Annotated in this window: 13 protein-coding genes; all 13 read right to left on the bottom strand. The window is 37.4% G+C overall.

Going from position 1 to position 20,945, the window contains the following annotated elements:
- Window positions 1–17: 17 nt before the first annotated feature.
- The 13 genes from BLE01S_RS10780 to BLE01S_RS10720 all read right to left on the bottom strand — a co-directional run bounded on the left by BLE01S_RS10780 (window position 18) and on the right by BLE01S_RS10720 (window position 20,776).
- Entirely contained in the window at window positions 18–899 is an 882-nt protein-coding gene (locus tag BLE01S_RS10780; protein ID WP_082788721.1) for an ABC transporter permease, read from the bottom strand.
- 255 nt (window positions 900–1,154) lie between these two features.
- Window positions 1,155–2,375, bottom strand: a complete 1,221-nt coding sequence (locus tag BLE01S_RS10775; RefSeq protein ID WP_066141443.1) for an MFS transporter — start codon at window positions 2,373–2,375, stop codon at window positions 1,155–1,157.
- A 389-nt stretch (window positions 2,376–2,764) separates the two neighbouring features.
- A complete protein-coding gene (locus BLE01S_RS10770) occupies window positions 2,765–3,682 on the bottom strand; it encodes a metallophosphoesterase family protein (protein ID WP_066141441.1) in 918 nt (305 codons plus the stop codon).
- A gap of 121 nt (window positions 3,683–3,803) precedes the next feature.
- Window positions 3,804–6,917 (bottom strand): alpha-mannosidase, encoded by a 3,114-nt coding sequence (locus BLE01S_RS10765; protein WP_066141439.1) that lies wholly within the window; start codon window positions 6,915–6,917, stop codon window positions 3,804–3,806.
- A gap of 5 nt (window positions 6,918–6,922) precedes the next feature.
- Window positions 6,923–7,534, bottom strand: coding sequence for a YesL family protein (locus BLE01S_RS10760; RefSeq protein ID WP_066141437.1), 612 nt, complete (start codon window positions 7,532–7,534; stop codon window positions 6,923–6,925).
- Window positions 7,535–7,871: 337 nt separating this feature from the next.
- On the bottom strand, window positions 7,872–9,188 hold the full coding sequence (locus BLE01S_RS10755; RefSeq protein WP_066141434.1) for a glycoside hydrolase family 125 protein: 1,317 nt from the start codon (window positions 9,186–9,188) through the stop codon (window positions 7,872–7,874).
- Complete coding sequence (locus tag BLE01S_RS10750; protein ID WP_066141430.1) at window positions 9,188–11,896, bottom strand: alpha-mannosidase; 2,709 nt, start codon at window positions 11,894–11,896, stop codon at window positions 9,188–9,190. The genes BLE01S_RS10755 and BLE01S_RS10750 overlap by 1 nt, the downstream gene beginning before the upstream one ends.
- A 554-nt stretch (window positions 11,897–12,450) precedes the next feature.
- Window positions 12,451–15,096, bottom strand: coding sequence for an endo-beta-N-acetylglucosaminidase (locus BLE01S_RS10745; RefSeq protein ID WP_231955845.1), 2,646 nt, complete (start codon window positions 15,094–15,096; stop codon window positions 12,451–12,453).
- Window positions 15,097–15,461: 365 nt separating this feature from the next.
- Window positions 15,462–16,448: a Gfo/Idh/MocA family protein gene (locus tag BLE01S_RS10740; RefSeq protein WP_066141428.1), complete on the bottom strand. Its 987-nt coding sequence runs from the start codon at window positions 16,446–16,448 to the stop codon at window positions 15,462–15,464.
- On the bottom strand, window positions 16,441–17,571 hold the full coding sequence (locus BLE01S_RS10735) for a Gfo/Idh/MocA family protein (protein ID WP_066141425.1): 1,131 nt from the start codon (window positions 17,569–17,571) through the stop codon (window positions 16,441–16,443). Before BLE01S_RS10735 ends, BLE01S_RS10740 begins: the two co-directional genes overlap by 8 nt.
- A 58-nt stretch (window positions 17,572–17,629) precedes the next feature.
- Window positions 17,630–18,466 (bottom strand): carbohydrate ABC transporter permease, encoded by an 837-nt coding sequence (locus tag BLE01S_RS10730; RefSeq protein ID WP_066141420.1) that lies wholly within the window; start codon window positions 18,464–18,466, stop codon window positions 17,630–17,632.
- Window positions 18,467–18,481: 15 nt separating this feature from the next.
- On the bottom strand, window positions 18,482–19,417 hold the full coding sequence (locus tag BLE01S_RS10725; RefSeq protein ID WP_082788694.1) for a carbohydrate ABC transporter permease: 936 nt from the start codon (window positions 19,415–19,417) through the stop codon (window positions 18,482–18,484).
- A 57-nt stretch (window positions 19,418–19,474) separates the two neighbouring features.
- A complete protein-coding gene (locus BLE01S_RS10720; protein ID WP_066141417.1) occupies window positions 19,475–20,776 on the bottom strand; it encodes an ABC transporter substrate-binding protein in 1,302 nt (433 codons plus the stop codon).
- Window positions 20,777–20,945: the final 169 nt, after the last annotated feature.

The following is a 20,945-nucleotide window of genomic DNA, read 5'->3' as shown; positions in this document are numbered from 1 at the left end:
TGAATAAGTGATATGTTTTAAAACAATGCATTCTCTTCATCAATTTTACTAACAATATAATTTGTTAGTAGCACGAGAACCAATCCTACAAATGACTGATAAAGTCCTGCTGCCGTACTCATACCGATATCTCCCAATGACATAAGTCCTCGGTAAACAAAGGTGTCAATCGTGTTCGTAACGGAATATAAGGCCCCTGAATCCCTTGGCAATTGATAGAACAATCCAAAATCAGAGTTAAAAATCTTACCTACGTTTAAAATAGTCAGGATGACAATCAGCGGTGTGATCATCGGAATGGTAACGTGACGAATTTGTTGCCACTTCGTTGCACCATCAATCATTGCTGCCTCATAATACGTTCGATCAATACCGACAATTGCAGCTAAGTAAACGATGCTTCCGTATCCGATGCCTTTCCACATGCTCATAAATATGATGATAAACGGCCAATATTTCGGCTCATTATACCAGGAAATAGCATCAATACCGAAGCCATCCAGAATATTATTCAATAATCCTCTATCCGCACTCAAAAAGGTGAATACAAAATAACTGACGATAACCCATGAAAGAAAATGGGGAAATAACATTCCTGTTTGATATATTTTCGCTAGTTTTTTATTAGCCAATTCATTTAAAATAATGGCCACTGCGACCGCCAAAACCAATCCTAGTATAATAAATACCAGATTATACAAAATTGTATTTCTCGTAATGACGAATGCACTATCAGTGCTAAATAAATATTTAAAATTGTCGAATCCAACCCATTCACTATTTAATACGCTGGCGAAAAAGCCATCTCGCGATATACGAAAGTCCTTAAAGGCAATGACAGTTCCAAACATCGGTAAATAGGAAAACAGCAGAAACCAGATAGTACCTGGAAGTACCATAAGGAGCCAAATACGGTTGTTTATTAGGTCTTTGAATATCTTCTTCAATTTCCTCCTCGACCTCCTTCTCACGTTGTTGTAAACACTTTCATATACTTATTATAAAAAACATGTAAGCCTATTCATAGTTGACTTACTTGAGATTCACTGGACAAATTAAATAAGCATTTATATGTTGATGAAAGTTTAATAAGGCTGACGCAAAATTGCGTCAGCCTTACCCATATAACTATCCTTTTCTGTTTTAAAGATCTCCTAATGAGCAAAGTTTTTTTTACGCTGTTGCTGGAATTCTTTAGACCAAAAAACGATTAAAAATATCATTATTATTCCTGTGGACCAATACAGCCAATGAAGGCCAATAAAATCAATAACAAAATAACTAATTAATGGTCCGAGAGCTGAGCCAAGGTCTACGAATAAAGTATAATGTGTCATTGTTTTTACAGACGAATAGTCACTCGATAAATCTGCTGCCATAGAATCGCTAGTCGTTATTAATAAAGTTGATACTAATTGAAAAACTAGGATAATGAATAGGAATGCAATAAATGGAGTGTTAATTGGAATAATAAATAAACAAATAGTTCCAAGTGAGAGCGCAAATATTAATATAGGGACCCTTCCAAATTTTTGGTCAGACAACTTTCCAATCAAAGGAGCTAAAAAAGGATCTAACCCCATTCGAAATGATTGTAATACTCCGGCAACGGCAACTGCCCCAACTGTATACGTTAAAAATACGAGACTATCACCAATTTGATGTTCAATCACTTTACTTAATGTCGATGTAAAAATGCCATATACGACAAAGGCAACTAACAATCCACTTAGTAATACGGATAATAGCTGCTTCCTATTAACGTTAACAGAAGGTTGGGTCTTCTTTTTCTCCATTCCCTCATCAGCTGTCTTATTTGGTACATACCGAATAACAAACGGAATGCTGCATATGCCAAGTATTGCAAATATCGTAGTAATTGTCCTAATACCTATAATTTCAGTAAAAATACCACCTATTAACATCCCAAATAAAGTACCTAACCCCCAAAGACCATTATATAAACCAATAAAATGCCCTCTTGTTTTTTGATCACTACTTGAGATAACGGTTAAATAACCACCTAAGCGAAGAAAGGACCAAGCGATTCCCCAAAGAATTCTCATCGCAAGCAATACCCCAAAACCTTTAAACACACCATAGGAAAAGGTAGAAATAACGGCAAGAATAACAGCAAGGAGTAAACCACTTCTTTTACTCATTTTTTCGTAACATAAGCCTACTAATGAATTGATAGGCAGACGAATGATTCTATTCGCTGAAAGCAGAACGCCAATTTGCCATATTGAAGTGAGTCCAAAAAACTTCCAATATATGGGCATCACAATAAAAAGCATTTCATTTCCCAACACGCTCACTGCAGTAATTAAAGCAATAATGATAACGGACTTTTTTCCATTGATATCTTTCTCCATGGGATTATATATATTTCCTCTCCAAGCATATTTGAAGTGCTAGGTTTTTAGCTGAATCAATATAGATAATTCTTGATTCGAACAATGTTGATTTCCGTTTCAGGTGAGCCGCTGGAGTCGCCGCCTCACGCTTCAATCAACGGAATCTGCTAACAATTAATATTCAATCTTTATATTGCAAATCGCCGTATCTATTTAGCATTGAAGTCCAAGCTGTCGTGGTGGAAAATCTCGGAAAATATGAAACTAACAGATAAAAGTAAGAGGAATGAGATCCTCAAATAAAAGAATCATTGAATACGCTTTCCTTTAATTGTTTGATTATCAATTGGGATGGATGAACTTTTCTCTGTCCCCAATATACAAACTTCCATATCTTGTATTATCTTTTAATTTGGCTCTTCTACCTGATGATTGTGGATATAGTGAGATGTTCTTTCCCCATTATCAAGGAGAAGCCATGATTCAAAACGATGCTCACCTTCATATAGCTGGATCACTCTCGCTCCCCGTTCCAATTCGCCATACACATTATAACCAGTTATTCTTCCGTAACATAGGGATATTCCATGAAGCTCACCACAGTAATCATTATCATGATCATGTCCTACAAATGTTCCCATTATATTGCCGGTTTCAAGCATAGCCGTGAATAAGCCACTATTAATTACTGGACAACAAACCTGTTCCAGTTTATTTCCGGAAACTTTCCCTCTTTTCCACACCTCATTATATTCTGGTAGTGGCATGTGGAAAAATGCTAATGCAGGAAGTTTTGCATACTTATGTGATTCGGAAACAAACCAACTTACTTGATTAGAATGAATCCACTCATATGTACCAATATGTTTTGGTGCGTAATCTCCAGAGTCTAAAAAGTATAATAATGCTTCGGTCTCTTTTCCATCATTAGATTGAATCGCTAAAGAATAATTGCCTACCCCATGTATCTCTTGTGGACCAACTTTAGATAATGAATGTTGATAGCCTTCTTGAATTTCATGTAATTCTTCCCTAGTAATATTCGCTTCTGAATCATGATTTCCATAAACAATTGCAAACGGAATGTCCCATTGTGAAATATGGTCCAATACCCTTCGGTATGATTGACCTGCTCCGTCTGCCTCACTCCAAATAAGATCGCCAGTAATTGCAATCAAATCAGGCATTTCTTTTTGGATAATTTCACTTATTAACTTGAATGTGCGGGCATCAGCCTCGTTGCCATCATTTGTCCCTATATGCAAATCGGTGAGTTGAACTATTTTAAACGTACCATCATCGCGAAATTTTAAACGACTATCCATATACTTCCTCCTAAATTCATTATGTACTTTGAATAATAGCATGTTTTTACCCAATTGTATGGAACAGATTACAAGATTTTGAATATAAAAAAAGGGCCGTTTCTCTTCCCGGCCCTTCATATTAAATATATAGTTTAAAAGTCTTCACTTCATAAGGTGTAATCGAAAAATTTATTGGTGCATCCGATTGTTTTTCCCCAATTGGCTGCTCCATTAAATCAGTTTCTACCCACGATCCAATTTTTCGGTGCATATTTAATGATATATTCCCTCTTCTTCCTTCATATTCATGAAGACGAATAATCAATCCATTTCCGTCTTGAGCAGGTTTTACTGCATCGATCCATACATGGTCTGCATCCAGCTCTAAGAAAGAAGTTTCTTTATCCCATTTACCTGATACTGTAGCGACTGGATCATTTAGATCCCATGCTTTTTCTACCGTTTTTGCTTTTCTCCAATCCCCAATATGTGGGTAAAGAGAATATACAAAAGCATGTTCACCTTGATCTGCCAATGGGTCTGGATAGATTGCTGATTTTAATAATGTTAGACGGATATTACTTTCTTTAATGTCATAGCCATATTTGGAGTCATTCATCAAACTTACCCCGTAATCTGCTTCAGACAAATCAGCCCACTGGTGGCCAACAGATTCAAATCTCGCCATATCCCAGCTCGTGTTCCAATGTGTTGGTCTTTTTACGTTACCGAATTGAATATCATATGTTGCTTCTGTAGCACGAATATCAACTGGGAACGCAACTTTTAACATTTTTCGTTTTTCATGCCAATCTACTTTCGTATCAAAATCGATACGTCTATCATTGGCATAGAATATAATACTTTGTTCGATTTCTGAATGGTGATACTTCCATTTCATCTGCATTCTGAAGACAAGCTCGCCATTTTCTACCACATTATATTCGAGAAGTTCACGTACTTCTTCCATCTTCTCTTGATAAAAAATATCTATATCCCATGCATCATGTGCAAGTGGTTTATCTTCGAAAATTTGCAGGACATTCCCTTTTTCATTCTCAGATAAAATATTACGCTTAGCCTCTTTATCGTATAAACTGATAATTTGGCCAACCTCATTCCATTCCACTGTATAGAAAGGTGTTTCCAAGCACTTCTCATCATATTGGAAATTAGATGTTCCCTCAGTTATTTCCCCTTGTTCAAAATGGATTGTTTTCGCACCAAATGAAGGAAGTGCATCCACTTCAACAAGATAACCATCTTTGTATTTCTGTGTTTTTAACGCTTTACCTTCACTTGTTTTCCAGATGCCATCTTCGTAACTTTCCGATTTAGGAATCACCACATTTCGCGTCCCCTGCAAATGAGACGGATTTATTAAAGCAACGGTATTCTCGTCATTTATCACAGATTTGCTTGTGATTTCCTTCTCTACATCATTAATAATTTGAAATGCTTCAGCGTATTCTAATTTCGCATCATCATATACTTCTGTTATGGAAGATCCAGGGATAATATCATGGAATTGATTACGAAGAATGATTTTCCAACCTTCTTTTATATCGTCGTTTCCAATCCATTTTGCTTGATCTGATAACCACGATGTAAGGAACTCGGCTCTACGGTATTGCAATTCTAATTGTCGGTTCATCTTTTTCATAAATGCTTGACTCGTATATGTACCGCGATGGTACTCAAGATACAACTCGCCATCCCATTTATGAATATATCCATCAGACTCACTTACATTCTCATGTAACTTTTCAAAAAACTCGCCCGCTGTCGACGTTTTCACATTTGGCATTCCAGGCAATTGATCAAACCTGCGTCTCATCTCGAGCATATGACGGTTTACGCCACCTCCACCATCTCCATATCCATACGATAGAAGAAGATCCTTCGACAAGTCTTTATCCCGATAACCATCCCAAGAGCCTTTGACCGTTTTCGCCGAAATAAAGCCGTTATACGTATAAAACCAAGAATCCGGACCATTCCACGGCTCAGGCGTTGTGATAAAATGAGTGAGGATTTCAGAACCGTCGATACCCTTCCAATTAAACGTATCATGCGGCATCCGATTATATTGGTTCCAGCTTATTTTTGTCGTCATCATTGTTTTAATGCCTGACTTTTTCAAAATCTGTGGTAGTGCCCAGCTGTAACCAAATACGTCTGGTAACCAAAGGTAATCACAATCTACACCAAATTCTTTTTTATAGAACTCTTTTCCATATAATATTTGGCGTACGAGGGATTCACCGCTCGGAATATTACAGTCTGCTTCCAGCCACATCGCTCCGCCAGCTTCCCATTGACCATCCGCAATCCGTTCTTGCATTTGCGCATAAATCTCTGGATAATCCTCTTTTATATATTCATAAAGTTGTGGTTGCGTTTGTAAAAATAAATAATCGGGAAATCTTTTCATCAAATGCAAAACTGTCGAAAAAGAACGCGCTGATTTTTCCCTTGTATGTTTTAATCTCCATAACCACGCAACATCAATATGTGTATGGCCCACTGCATGAATCGTAATGTCTGAAGTTTTATCAGTTTTACTAATTGCTTCTGTTAAAATTGCTTCTGCTTGATAACAAGACTCATAGAATGACTCACTTCCAGGCTCCGTCCAATCAACCACCGCAAGTGAATCGGAGATCATTTTTTTTAATGACATAAAAGCAGGATCTGCTTCATTCGTTTCCATTAATACTTCATAGGCAGCTAAAAGTGTGAAATATAAATTATCCACTTTCGTATCTAGCCAGCCAATCTTCGCTGTCTCTAGCTTATACTCTTGTTCTTTCGGCTCCCCGCCGCCTTCAAGACCGGACCAAAGTCGAAAATCTAAACGTAAAGGTCCGTTACCTACTGTTTCATCAAATAGGACTTCTTCATGATTAGAATCAACACCTTGATAAGGTTTACCATTTACAAATAATAACGACTCAAACCCCGAGTTATTACCCCCACCGGTTCTACCGAAAGAGAATAATCCAACGATTTGTTGATTAGCAAGTTGTAAATGAGTGTCTATATTTGCGTGGAGCCATAAATAACGGTCTCTCCCTTTCCAATGATCGCCAAGTGCAAGACTGTCGCTAACACTGTATTCTGTTGGCGGTTTCGCTCCTATTTCCCCATCATCTTCCCTAGTATAAAATTGTTCAATGGAAACACAATCACGATATCTAAATCCGTCTAATTCTTGGATACGTGCTTCAAACTTTCTTTCTGTCAAAAACAATATGCTCACTCCTCAGTTGCTAGTTTTTTCTCTAAATATCGAAATCTCTTCATACACACAGTCATAATCCAATATGCTGGAAGAACACCTGTTAAAAATGGAATAAGCCCTGGCATTTTCAACAATAAAAAGCCAATAAAGAATAAGCCAAGTAAAATAAGTAAAGTTGATTTCAAGCTGACAAGTGAATAAATAAATGATTGCTTAATGTATTCCTTTACACTAAACCTGTATTGAACATATATGGGGAAAAAGAAACTGATCATCATCATATAAAAAAGCATAAGAAAGATAAAAAAGATATATAGAAAAAGAGAGAAAAAACCTTCCATCTGTTCGGCAATACTTAGATTGAAAAATAAAAACATACCGATTATCAAAAAAATAATTCCGATTTTATTGCTGTTTTTCCATTCTTTCATATATGTTTCTTTAAACAGTTTCCATATGGAGAAATCAAACTCTTTCATTGTCCATTTTCTTGTCACAGCAAATAACGCCACTGTAGCTGGCATAATACCAAATATGATCAGCCCAAATAGAGTAAAACCAATCCATAAAAGGTTTGTCCAGATCAATCTCATAATCCATTCACTTATCTGTTGAAATACTTTCATATATTAATCATCCTTTACTGTAAAGAGCCATGACGTGTAATTAAGATATATGTGCTGAAGAAATCTATCAAATCAATGACAATAATAAGTACTTTATTAACCATGTGATTCGCTTTACATTTCATCAGAAATTTTAGCTATTTAGATGAAGCAAACCAAATATACTCGTTTAGATAATGAAATCTGAGGTAAATAGGTATATTTACCTCAGATTCTCTTATATATTTTATATTTTACTGGCCGTCGCGGAGTGTGTACTGGCCGTTAGGCGATATTTACCTGCCGTTGCCATCTGTTTACTGTCCATCAACTCGTTTTATAAGCCATCGCACTGTATTTACTGTCCGTCAACCTGATTATGCAAAGGACTGCCTTTTACAGCCGATCCACACATACTCAATACAAATTCACTAAACATCGAATTCGACCAAGCGAACCAATCGCGTGTAAATTCCTCTGGCTTGCTTGCATTAAACCCTTCATGCATAAAGCCTGTGCCGCCATCTGTTGCAATCATCGTTTGTAAAATTTTTGCTTTTTCTTCCGCACTTATACTTGTCATTCCTTGAATCGATAAGGCGATATGCCAAATATAATGATCTGGCGTGTGAGGGCTACCGATACCAGAAGCCACTTTTCCTTCGTAATAGTATGGATTATCTCTACTTAATAAGAAGTTTCTCGTATTTTGATAAACTGGATCGTCGAATGAGCAATATCCAAGATAAGGTGCAGCAAGCAAGCTTGGCACGTTTGCATCATCCATTAATTGATAATTTCCAGCTCCGTCCGTTTCATATACATATATTTTCCCATGGACTGGATGTTCCATTGTTGCATGTGTCTCAATTCCTATACGAATTTCTTGCTTAAGGTCTTTACATGATTGTGATAAATCCTTATCTTGTAGAACAACCTCACATATTTCAGCCGCATAATCCAATACGACAGCAGCAAACATATTAGCCGGAACGAGATAGCCATACGTGCATGCATCATCACTCGGTCTAAATGCACTCCATGTCATGCCTGTTGGGATAACTTTACTTCCTTTTCCATCACGTATTAACGTATCAGACTGTCTTACATCTTTTCTTTCAAATCGATAAGGTGATTGCTTCTCATGATCTTGTTCCGTTTTCCATACATGAATAATCGTTTTAATCGCTTCATGGAAGTCTTCTTCAAAATGAGCCGTTTCTCCCGTTGCTTTCCATAATAAATATCCAAGTTGGATTGGGTAACATAATGAATCAATTTCATATTTCCGCTCCCAAACGTGTGGAGACATCTCTGTTACATCTGCTTGAAATCCTTTTCCATTTGGAGAATCATTAAATGCATTCGCATATGGGTCAAGTAAAATAAATTTCAATTGTCTTTTTACGACACCAACAAGCATATTTTTAACTTCTTCATCTTGATCAGCGACCATTAAATATGGACGCACTTGGGCTGCTGAATCTCGCAGCCACATTGCAGGAATATCACCCGTAATAACAAAAGTTGTCCCATCTTCCAAATGTTTTAATGTGGTAGAAAAAGTATTTACATAGCATTGAGCAAACATATCATGTAGCTTCGTCTCACCAGGAAACGCTTTTTTAACCTTTTCGATTGTTGTTTGTAATGAATTCGGTAATGTTGTATTCATTATTTTCTTCCCTCCATGGCAACTGTCATAATTTTATATTTGCTAACAGGTATATTCGCATAAGTTTCGCCGACCTTATCTAACTTCTCTTCGATAATATTGCTCGTATAGTAGTCAGCGATATGTGGACTTTCAATAGATAAGTACTTTTCAGCATCTGCTGGATTGTAAAATCTCATGATAATATCGTCTTGTTTTTCGCCCATTTTCAAGCTTGTGAAAACCAATCCATCACTGTTCCAATTTATGAAAGAGTTATTTGTTGGTATAGATCCTGCTTTTATCTCAGCTTGTCGGCAAACAACCGGTGTTTGGAAATCATATGCTTGTTCATACACTTTTGCTTCGATGGCATTACCTTCATGTGGGATGACAAACCACTCAGCTGTCTGTGTTCCTAAGCATTGTGCTTCTGGTGTTGGGAAGTAGCCCCAATCACCAAGCTCTGATACAGATCGTAATACAGTAACAGCCAATGTTGTTTGATCTTCAAGCACTTCATATTCATGTAAGCCTTTTGTCGCAACTGTTAAACCAAATTCTCCATCTGATAATGACGCAAAAGATTGTTGATGATGATCAAAGCTTGGATTTTCCCATTCTACTTCAGGTTTATTTGGTCTTTGCACAATTTCAAACGCACTTTCCGCTAAATGGTGATCTGTTTGTAAACTTGTCGGGTAAAGAACGCGCAGTCGATGATCTTTAGCCGTATTGTCAATCGTTACTTTAACAGCTAATCCTTCTGACTCTTTGCCTAATGTTAAAATTGTTTTCAACACAAGCGTTGTCATTTTTTCGGATCTTCCAGCTTCGCGATCTCGATGCCAAACAAGTCGATCTTTCATATCCTCCAACTCAGCAGCCGCTGATACTGGAATCTCCCATTTATGTGTTATTTCCATCATTGCTCTTGCAGCATTGTTTTCAAGGATTTGAATATTAGCTTTAAGTGCTGATGTTGTATAAGGCTTTTCATTTGTGCCTTTCTTAAACATATATTCATTACCAATGTCGCTCGTATTCTCATATCCACCAACATGGTAATACGTTTTTCCAGATCCCTTATGTTCAATATCGTATGAACCGTTACTATGAACAGAAATTTTCAAATGATTATTTTCTATCACTCGATCATTTTTTATCATTAAGACTTCCTCTGTTGCTTCTTGTTTTTCTACGAGAAAATAAGTCTGGTATCCCATTGCCGGAAGTTTGTCCGTTGCAAAAGTTAATTTCAATTTTCTAGCGAAGTAAGGCTGTCTAAATGCATCATCTGGCAAGTCATAGCCGAATTCCACACCTGCATCTTCAATCGAAGCAGCTTGTACTTCCCCTGAAGCATTAACGATTGCTAGTTCTGGTAATACTTTTCCTTTTAGATAATCTGGTATTTTAGTAAATGACATATCTCTAAAATACACACGTTCATAATCTATCACTTTTTCAATCACTGTATGTCTCTCATGACCAACAGTATTGAAGACAACTAGCGGTTTTGCATGACTATAACCGGCCGGTGCATTTATTTCTATTTTATTGGTCAATTTCTCTATTTGTTCTTGAATAATCATATCTGTCATTTGGTCGACTTTTTTAAACCTTGTCACCATTTCTTCATGGACTTCATCAACGGAGCAGCCACAAATACTATCATGCGGATGATTTTGCATTAACTGTTTCCATGCAAATCGTAAATAATCTTCTGGGTATTCTTCACCAAGCATATAAGCAAAAGTTGAAAGTGGTTCCGCAAGTCTTTCCAATTTAATTTGGCAAAGATGGTTCATTTGTTTTAAATAAATCCTTGCAGAAGCTGTGTTTACAAGTGTTGACCAGCCGTCTGTTCTTTGATTTCTTAATTCTCCTTGAACCGTTTGCAAATTTTCCGGTAAGTTTTTTTGTACCGCTTCCATATAATCGGCAAAGTTAGAATGAACGAAGTCAATTTCAGGATATAAATCCTTTGCCATTCTTATTGCTTCTGGTAAATCTTTTTGTAATGGCTGATGGTCACAACCATTCATATATAATAAATGCGGTGTAGAAGCATATTTCCTTGCATCAGCTAGCTTTTGCTCCCAGAACTGCTTCGCCTCTTCTTCAGAAGTTGGCACTTCATTCCCGTTTGAATACCAGTTGGCTAGTAATATACCAAGGACGCTTGATCCATCTGGAGATTGCCATTCTAATTCAGAAAACGGTGATTCGAAATTAACACTATCGCTAACCATATTGTTGAAACCAGTTGGCTTTACACCTCTGCCAAATGTCGCAGTTGAAATCCCAGCTTGCTGTAGCATTTGTGGCGCTTGTCCATACACACCGAATGTGTCTGGAAAATAACCTAGTTTGGAGAATGAGCCAAATTTCTCTGCATCATGCATACCAATAATAAGATTTCGTACATTTGCCTCAGCACTTGTTAAAAAGGCATCTTGCAAAATATACCATGGGCCGATAATAATTTTATTTTCTTCAATATACTTTTTAAGTAATTCACGTTTTTCTGGTTTAATTTCTAAATAATCATCTACTGCAATGGTTTGACCATCCAAGTGAAAACTTTTATACTCAGGGTCACTTTCTAGTTTTTCTAGTAAATCATCCATTAGTTTTACCAAATAATAGCGATGCTTTTCAAAGGGTAAATACCATTCCCTATCCCAATGTGAGTGCGAGATAATATGAGCTGTTGTTTTTGACATGATTATTCACAATCCCTTCCGTAAACGATTTGCTTTGTAACGCTTCGGGAAGCGTTATCAATCACACTTAAATTTCTGAATAAATAGCAAAACTTTCTGTACATTACTTTTAATTTATATGCGCTTTCATTTCCTATTTCTATAAGTTATCTTCCCGTGCATCTCTACCTTAGTTTTCTATAAACGTAAAGTCAATAAGCCTGAAACAATGCATAAGTTTTTTACACTATTTCTAAATTATGTGCACATAATAAAAACACAAGCGTCCGTTTAGCGATGTACAAACTGTTCCGTATGATGCGGGTTCTCCGGGGTCAGAGGATGTAGCGTTCTTAGTTGAGGTATCTGTAGTGCCGGATTAAAGAAACACGATAATTTGTAAAGCTAGTCGCTCGACGATGGCCATATAGATCCCCACGCCCTGTGGCTCCGAGGCACTATGTCGATGTTGAACAATTAACTTCTTTTTGAAAGTTATCACTAACCCATTGTTTTGTTATTATCCCAAAAACGAAAAGAACCTTTATCGATGTTTATCGATAAAGGCCAAATTGTTAATAACCATGCACTTCCATTTCAAAAATTCTAGTTGCTTGATCCCCACCTTGTGTTGGTTGCTGAATATCTAGGCGAATATACTGTGCCTTTGCAGGCGCAATAGAATGTTCAGAGGTTGATAATGTATTGTCCGTAATCTGGACACCTTCAGACCAATTCATCCCGTCTTCGCTCCATTTAATTGTATAGGCTTTTGTATTTAATACTGCAGGTTCTCCACCCGCTCCAGCATGCATTAAAACAAATTTGGAAATCGTCTTTATTTCCCCAAGATCGAGCTCAAGCCATGCATTTTTATCTAATAAGCACCATTTACTATTATTTGTAATTATCCCATCAGTAGCTTGTGCAGCTCCTTCGTTTGCAGCACACTGCCCACTAACAGAACCTACTTTATTTAAAGCAAGATTTATCATATTTTTAGCATCTTCCGTGATTGTAATAAGCGATTCTTTCGTTTCTATATCTTCACCTTCGCTATTTTTAGCGGTTAAGCGAACACTATAAGTTCCTTCTTCCGCATAACTGACAACAGGATTATTTTCAACACTTGACTCAGGTGTCCCTCCTTCAAAATGCCACTCCACTTCTTCCGTCACTTCCGATGACTTATTAAGAAATTGCACTTCTTCCCCTGGCATTGCCACTGTTTTATTTACTTGAAAATCGGCAATCGGCTTCGGATATGCTGGCCATTCAAATGAGAACGGGAGTGCTTTACTCCGTTGATTATGTTCATTTACCGCTATCAATTCTAATGATGTTTGTGGCTCGTTTCCATTTCTTTTCAAATTCGAAAGATAGTATGCATTATTAGGAGTAGCAGCTAGCCATTGCCTACTTCCATCAGCCATCACTCTATAAATCTCATAATGGCGAATTTCTTCGTTTACCTTTTCCCATGTAAATCCGAGATTAGCATAGATGCCATCCTTGAAATTCTGTTCAAGCCATGTCATATCCTTGATTGATTGGGCCTTAACTTTATTTTCATGCTTGTTATATATCTTCAGTTCTCCTATATTAGTCGTATAATCGGAAATTGTTTTTGCACTTTCTATATATAAGGAAACAGCAGCAATTCTTTTTCCTTCATGCTTATGAAGCTTCAATTGATCTGTTACCCATTTACCATGGCTTCTTTTTCTCACATCGAAAAATGTGAAATTGTCAGGATTATCTTGAAAGCTTACGCCTACTTTTACATTCGCTTCATCGCTATTTGCTTTATAAGTTAGAGCAATTTCAGTATGTTTTTCAATAGGTACATTCATTTTATAAAGCTTGAAATTTGTCGAGTTCTTTTTATTTAAATCTCCAAAAATCTCCAATGAGCTTCCGCCATAATAAGCAGTTTCCCAATCAAATTTGATATCTAAAGGCGTGCCATCACTTTGCTTTATCCAACGCCATGTAGGTAAGATATCTTGCAAACTTCTGTTATTCCACTCCTGCTCTGATGCTATTTCCCCTTCAATTGCAAATACTTCTCCGCTTCCCGTATTAAAGTTTGTAACGAAAGGAAGCTCGTTAATAACTGTTTTGGCAGTAAAATAATGAGCTAAACCTTTCCAATCACCATTATTAACTGTGTCACTTGGGTCACCTGATTCTCCAACCCAAAACTGATCCTCTTTTTCGAAGAACTCTTTCATATTTGATGCAGTCTTAAAAGCCCAGTCAGGACGGTAAATTCCTAGAGAAGTAAAAGCATCTTGCCCAGTTGGAAATATCCCTTCCCATGGAATTTTTGTTGCTGTTCCCTTTGCTTCCACGTCAATACCTGTATAAAGATCATAAGGGCTTCTCCCCATCTCTTTTGCCTTTTTAGCAGATACTTGCTGATTTTCCCACCAAAAATTCAAAAACATACTATCAGATCGTTGAAAGAAGTCCTTATTATTGTCTGTCAAGTGATTTTGCCAAGAAATCTTTCCATTATCAATCATGGAATCATACCACATGATCTGCATGTTTTCGGGCTTATTCGCTTGTAAATAATCAATAAACATCTTTATTTTTAGCGCTGTTTCGGTATTTCCACCTTCTGTTTCTTGATTAATAAACCAGCCATCAAATCCATAAAACTCCGCTACCTCGATTAGTTTGTCTGCCGCTGGAAACGATCCATCCTCAGCTTGAGTAACCATCTGTTCCACCCAATCCAATTTCCCACCATATACAGCCGGTGGAAAAAAGATATTACCTAGAATCGGAACGCCATTTTTATGTGCTGCATCAATGACATCTGCACTAGGAGGTACAATAATTCCTTCACCAGCAGACCCAGCCCAATACACCATTAAATCGACATATTGCCAATAACTAAAAGTGTTTGCAAAAAATTCTTTCCCTCCCTGTGAGGGGACACCGCTCGTGTGAGGATTTAATGCAGATAGTGCAGCAACCTTGGCCTCTGTTTGCGCATGATCATTCATTTGAAAAAGTATTTCTTTATTTTCCAATGGGATTGTACTTTGATTATAAATAGCATCTGGATCGTTTTCTGAACTCCATTCGAGGAGATCTTCTGGATACCAAGACGAAGATATTGGTGCTGATGCTCCGCTCTTCAATGGCATGGCAAACATAGATACGATAAGTAATAGAATAACTTGATAACTTAATTTTTTGAAAGACACATTTCCACCTCACTAGTTTTTAATTACTTAAATATAAAATACAACCGGTGACTTTCCATTCTCTTCACTGCTTTTGCTAATACCTCACCTCCATTTACGGAAAGCGCTAACATTTAGTACCATTGAAAACTTGACTATCATTTCACAAATATGAATTTAACATAGTTTTATATTCAAATATTGTCAATTAGACCAATAGAACCTCTAACATTTATTCACCAAACATAAGATTAATCCACTATATATTCTTCCCTTATTTATGTACCAAATAAAAGAATCATCCTTTTCGCTTTGGTGTAATTCCTAAACCAAAGCGAAAGAATGATTCTTTTTGTATTATATTAATGTTTTCTTACAAAGTATAATTAACCTATTTGAACTCTTGCGTTTTCTTGATGTGACTTCGCTGCTGCTTCATTAATCACTGTTAGTCGCAACACATCTTCTTTAGTAATAGATGGTGTTGTTTCATTTTGGATTACTTGCACCCATTGTTCCATTGGCATTGGCAATGAAGTAATCGTCTCTGCAGAAACTTCTTCTTCTCCATGACGGCTATTCAGGCGGATCCGGCCTTCCTCAATCATCAATGACCCTTCTGTCCCATAAAGTTCTAATTGGAAAGGGCTGCCATGCGATACAAAGCTAGTTTCAATGATACCAAGTGCGCCAGATTCGTATTCTACCAATACTACGGCATTATCATCTACACCAAGATTATTGGTCTCTTGTAAACGGGCTTGTACTGCTGTTGCCTTCCCTGCTAAACGATTTGTTAAATAAATGGGATGTGCGCCAAGATCCATTAAAGCACCTCCACCAGTCTGCTCCAAGTTATAGAAACGTTCTGGCAACCAACCAGTTGCTTGTCCTTCTGGCGCAACAGCTCCATTATGAGCAAAGCGACAGCGAACAGTTGTTAATTTTCCTAATTTTCCTGCTTGCAATGCCTTTTCTGCATATACAAATGGGCTATCTGTTAATTTAGGCAAAGATACCATTAATTGAACGCCCTGCTCTTCTACCGCTTGATATATTGCTTCACAATCTTCAGTTGAAAAAGCTAATACCTTCTCTGTAAAGATATGTTTCCCGTGATTAGCCGCGGCAACCATTACCTCTTTATGCATATTTGTTGGAGTTGTGACAATGACAGCGTCAATCTCAGGATTTGCAAGTACAGTTTCTAATTCTTGTTCAAAAGGTACTCCCAATTCATCTGCCCATTGTTTACCACGTTCTGCATCTTCATCCCATACTAATTCAATGGATATTTGTTCATTTTCTTTTGCACCTCGTGCATAATCATCAGCATGTACATGCCATCTACTTAATAATGCTACCTTAATCAACTAGAACCGCTCCTTTTTCTCCTACATTTGATTGTGCTTCTTCATTAAAATAAACAGCTTTTCCTGTTTTCGCAGATTCATAAATTGCTTCCAAAATTTGAGTAACAACAAGTGCTTCCTCAGGCTTTACAACTGGTTCTGTGTCGTTAATAATGCTTTCCACCCAAAGGCGTGCCTCCAACTCGGAATCGTTTTCTACTTTTCCATCATAAAATGCAACACCACCAGCACCAAGTTCGACTTTATTTGTATAAAGTTTCCCCATATCTTCCCCGTTAAGGCGAAGACCTTCTTTCATATCTGCCCCACCTTCTGTTCCACTCAGGCTACATTTTGCCTCGTCCACATCAAGGGAATTCAATGCCCAGCTTGATTCAAGTACAATCGTTGCACCATTTTCCATTGTGATGAATCCGAAAGCAGAATCTTCCACTGTGAATTTTTCTGGATCCCACGGTCCCCAAGCATTTGCAGCATCTTTCTTTTTCCCTAATTTATGATTTACAGAACCCATTACAGCTTTTGGTTTGTAGTTGTTCATCATCCAAAGCGTTAAATCAAGTGCATGTGTACCAATATCGATTAAAGGGCCACCACCTTGCTTTTCTTCATCTAAAAACACACCCCATGTTGGTACAGCTCTTCTACGAATCGCATGTGCTTTCGCATAATAGACTTCACCTAAGTCTCCACGTTCACACACCTTATGTAAAAACTGGCTATCAGGTCTGAAACGATTATTATAACCTACAGTCAATTTTTTGCCTGTCCGTTTCGCAGCCTCTACCATTGATTTAGCTTGTTCTGTATTGATAGCCATCGGCTTTTCACACATAACATGCTTGTCAGCTTCCATCGCTGCAATAGAGATTTCCGCATGAGAAATATTAGGTGTACATACATGAACAATATCAATCTCTGTATCTTCTAATAATTGTTTATAATCGACGTATACTTTTGCGTCAGCGCTTCCATATTCTGCAGCAGCTTTCTCTGCTTTCTCAACTTCTATATCACAAAAAGCAACCATTTCCACTTGATCTACCTTACTAAGACTTGGCATATGCTTACCGTTAGCGATTCCTCCACAACCTACAATTGCAACTTTTAACTTTTTTGTCATGATTCATTCTCCTTCTATATAAGTTATTTTGATAATACGCTTTCACACATCTCATATTCTACCCTTTTATGCCGCTAAATGTAATACCATTTATAAATGTTTTTTGTAGGAAAAAGAACATAACTATAATTGGCAATGTCATCATAGTAGCGACAGACATCATTAAGCCCCACTCTGTACCCATTTGTGTTTGAAATTGCTGAAGACCTAATGATAAAGTATATTGAACTTCGTCTGTTAAATACAGTAAAGGACCAATAAAGTCTGTCCAGCTATTCATAAATTGAAACAAAGCAACTGCTAAGACAGCTGGCTGCGCTAAAGGCAGCATAATCTGCCAATAGATTCTAAACTCTCCCGCCCCATCAATTTTAGCGGCATCCCGTAATGTATTTGGTAGTCCCATGAAAAACTGACGCAACAAAAAGATAAAAAATGGGACTCCAAAAAATGCTGGAACAATCAATGGTAATGGGGTTCCCACCCATCCAATCTTATTAAATAGTAAAAACAATGGAATCATCGTTACTTGCGCTGGAATCATCATGACTGCAATAGTAATGACGAACAAAACATTACGGCCCTTCCACTCTAGCTTCGCAAAACTATAAGCGACAAGTGGACATGAAATAGCTACTCCTACTGTACTTAAAACAGTAATGACTACCGTATTTTTCAAGAATGTAAAAAACGGGATATACTCGATCGCATCTATATAATTCGCCCATTGGAATGGGCTAGGTATCCATTCAGGTGGATAGGAAAAAATTTGTGTAATCGGCTTTAATGAGGTCGAGACCATCCAAATAAACGGAACTAAAAAGAATGCAGAAGCGATAATGAGACATAAGTGGGCTATTGTAAATTTAAACCTCTTTTTTACTATAGGTTGCATTCAACACACTCCTTTCTACTCACCTTGATAATGAACCCAACGCTTGGATGTCATAAATATTACGGCTGTTAATGCCATAATGATAATAAATAGTATCCAAGCCATCGCAGATGCATAGCCCATTTTGAAAAACTTAAATCCGTTATCGTATAGATACATCACATAAAATGTAAGTGAGTTTGCTGGGGTTCCTTGCCCCGCTGTCATTGTATATGGTAACGTAAATTGCTGGAACGCCCCGATTGCCCCCATGACTAAGTTAAAGAATATAACAGGTGTGAGCAATGGAATCGTAATATTAATCGTTTTTTGAAACCAATTGGCACCATCTACATCTGCTGCTTCATAGTATTCATCTGAAATATCAGCTAACCCAGCAAGATAGATGATAACAGCTTGTCCTATCCCCCATAATGACATCAATATTAGTGACGGTTTTGACCACGCCACACTACCAAGCCAGTTTGGTCCCTGTATGCCGACCAATTCTAACATGCCATTGACAAGGCCAAAGCCAGGATTTAAAAGCCACATCCAAAGAACTGCCAGAGCAACATGTGGCACTAGAGTCGGGAGAAAAAATATCGTCCGATATATCGCCATACCTTTTACCTTCATATTTAAGATCATAGCTAGCGCAACACCAAAGATAATACTTAAAGGCACGAAATATACAGCAAAATAAATAGTATTATAGATAGACTTCCAAAATAAATCATCTTTAAATAGCTCTTTATAATTTTGGAGACCGATATATTCACCGGGTTGTAAGATGCTATAGTTAGTAAAACTAAAGTAAATAGAAGATACTAATGGCACAGCATAAAACATAACCAAGCCTATGATCCACGGAGAGGCAAACAGCCAACCAGCTCGATTGGATGCAGTAAATACTCTTTTTTTGCTGATAGGTACATCTAGGACACTAGTAGATTTGTCTATCTTCGCCAATTTCAGAAACCCCTTCCCTATTGAATGGGAAGGGGGCTAGCCCTCCCCTATTTGTTATTATTTCTGCAGTGCTTTATTTACCGCTTCAGTGGCTTTATCTAAGTTCTCTTGCGGAGTACCATTACCTCTAGTCGCGTTTTCAACAGCAGTAACTAATTCGTTCCATAACAGTTGCCCTTCTGTAATAACAGGACGTGAGTTTGATACCGGTAATATTTCGATAAACTCTTTTCCAATTGGATCATCTTTATGACCTAATTTTTCGTTAACAGAGTCTATAACAGAAAAATCCCCAGAGAGCTCGCCATAATAAACTTCTTGCCCTTCTTCACTACCATAATATTTCAAGAAGTCCCAAGCATCCTCTACGTTTTTGGCACCCTTTGGAATAATAACAGCTCCACCGCCAGACCAGGTTGTGAAATCAGTCCCGGTTGGAGTAGGAATAGGAGTTACACCATAATTTAAATCTGGCTTAAATTTTTCAATAGCTGTTACCGACCAGTTTCCATCTACTTTCATACTTATTTGGCCAGCAATAAATGGATCCATTGCGTCGCTACCTGCCGAACTTTCAAATCCAGAGATATCTTCAACATTGTACTTTTTACCAAAGTCGACCATCCACTGTAATGCTTCTACGATTTTAGGATCATTGGCAGTTACTTCTCCAGTTTCTTTATTATAAAACTCACCGCCGAATCCCCAGCCCCAACTATAAAGCCACCCTTGACCATACCATGGGATAAAGCCAATTCTCTTAAATCGTTTTCCTTCTTTTATCGTTAATTTTTCAGCAGCAGCTTCTAATTCCGCAATTGTTTTTGGAGGGTTTTCTGGATCTAATCCAACTTCCTTAAAGTGATCTTTATTATAATAGAGTAATCGCGAATCTGTAGAAGTTGGGATAGCGTATAATTTCCCCTCATAGTTCGCTTCTTCCCATGCATACGGATAATATAACTCCTCTGAAATGCCATCTGATGCTGCCATCTCCGTTAAATCCGTCAGTGATCCTTGAGCAGCCCAAGATCCAACTTTAAATCTATCAAAAGTCGCAACATCAGGTGGATTTCCACCAGCTACAGCAGTTAACAACTTTTGGTCTGCTCCCTCACTAGCCTCCGTGTATACCATTTTCACTTTAATATCAGGATTCTTTTCTTCATAACTTTTCACTAATACTTTTAGTGCATTTAAGCCAATGCCAGTACTACCATGCCACAGTGTTATTTCTTTCTTACCTGCATCTGAACCACCACTAGCCTTTTCCTTCGACGAGCATCCAGCTAGAAATAAAGATAACGTAAGAATTAAAACGACCACCAATTGACCAAATCTTCCAACTTTTCTTTTCATTTTTACACCCCCTATTATTCTTACAGACGTGAAACTTCTTACCTACCTCCCTAAAGCGCTTACACTTTCTATTTATGTAGTTACACAAGATGTTGATATATCCAATATAACAAGAATAATATATTACTATATATCAACATGTCAACTGTTTTCATAAAAAAAATGAAGA

Origin of the sequence: Lederbergia lenta NBRC 16444 (assembly GCF_001591545.1) — a bacterium.
Lineage (GTDB): Bacteria > Bacillota > Bacilli > Bacillales > Bacillaceae_C > Lederbergia > Lederbergia lenta.
Note: the sequence above shows the minus strand (reverse complement) of the source record. Positions and strands in the feature narration are given on the sequence as shown.

Bases quoted from the DNA above. Each gene is read 5' to 3' on its own strand.
- BLE01S_RS10780 (WP_082788721.1), bottom strand. From the start codon at position 899: ATGGTACTTCCAGGTACTATCTGGTTTCTGCTGTTTTCCTATTTACCG.
- BLE01S_RS10775 (WP_066141443.1), bottom strand. From the start codon at position 2,375: ATGGAGAAAGATATCAATGGAAAAAAGTCCGTTATCATTATTGCTTTA.
- BLE01S_RS10770 (WP_066141441.1), bottom strand. From the start codon at position 3,682: ATGGATAGTCGTTTAAAATTTCGCGATGATGGTACGTTTAAAATAGTT.
- BLE01S_RS10760 (WP_066141437.1), bottom strand. From the start codon at position 7,534: ATGAAAGTATTTCAACAGATAAGTGAATGGATTATGAGATTGATCTGG.
- BLE01S_RS10755 (WP_066141434.1), bottom strand. From the start codon at position 9,188: ATGAATACAACATTACCGAATTCATTACAAACAACAATCGAAAAGGTT.
- BLE01S_RS10750 (WP_066141430.1), bottom strand. From the start codon at position 11,896: ATGTCAAAAACAACAGCTCATATTATCTCGCACTCACATTGGGATAGG.
- BLE01S_RS10735 (WP_066141425.1), bottom strand. From the start codon at position 17,571: ATGACAAAAAAGTTAAAAGTTGCAATTGTAGGTTGTGGAGGAATCGCT.
- BLE01S_RS10730 (WP_066141420.1), bottom strand. From the start codon at position 18,466: ATGCAACCTATAGTAAAAAAGAGGTTTAAATTTACAATAGCCCACTTA.
- BLE01S_RS10720 (WP_066141417.1), bottom strand. From the start codon at position 20,776: ATGAAAAGAAAAGTTGGAAGATTTGGTCAATTGGTGGTCGTTTTAATT.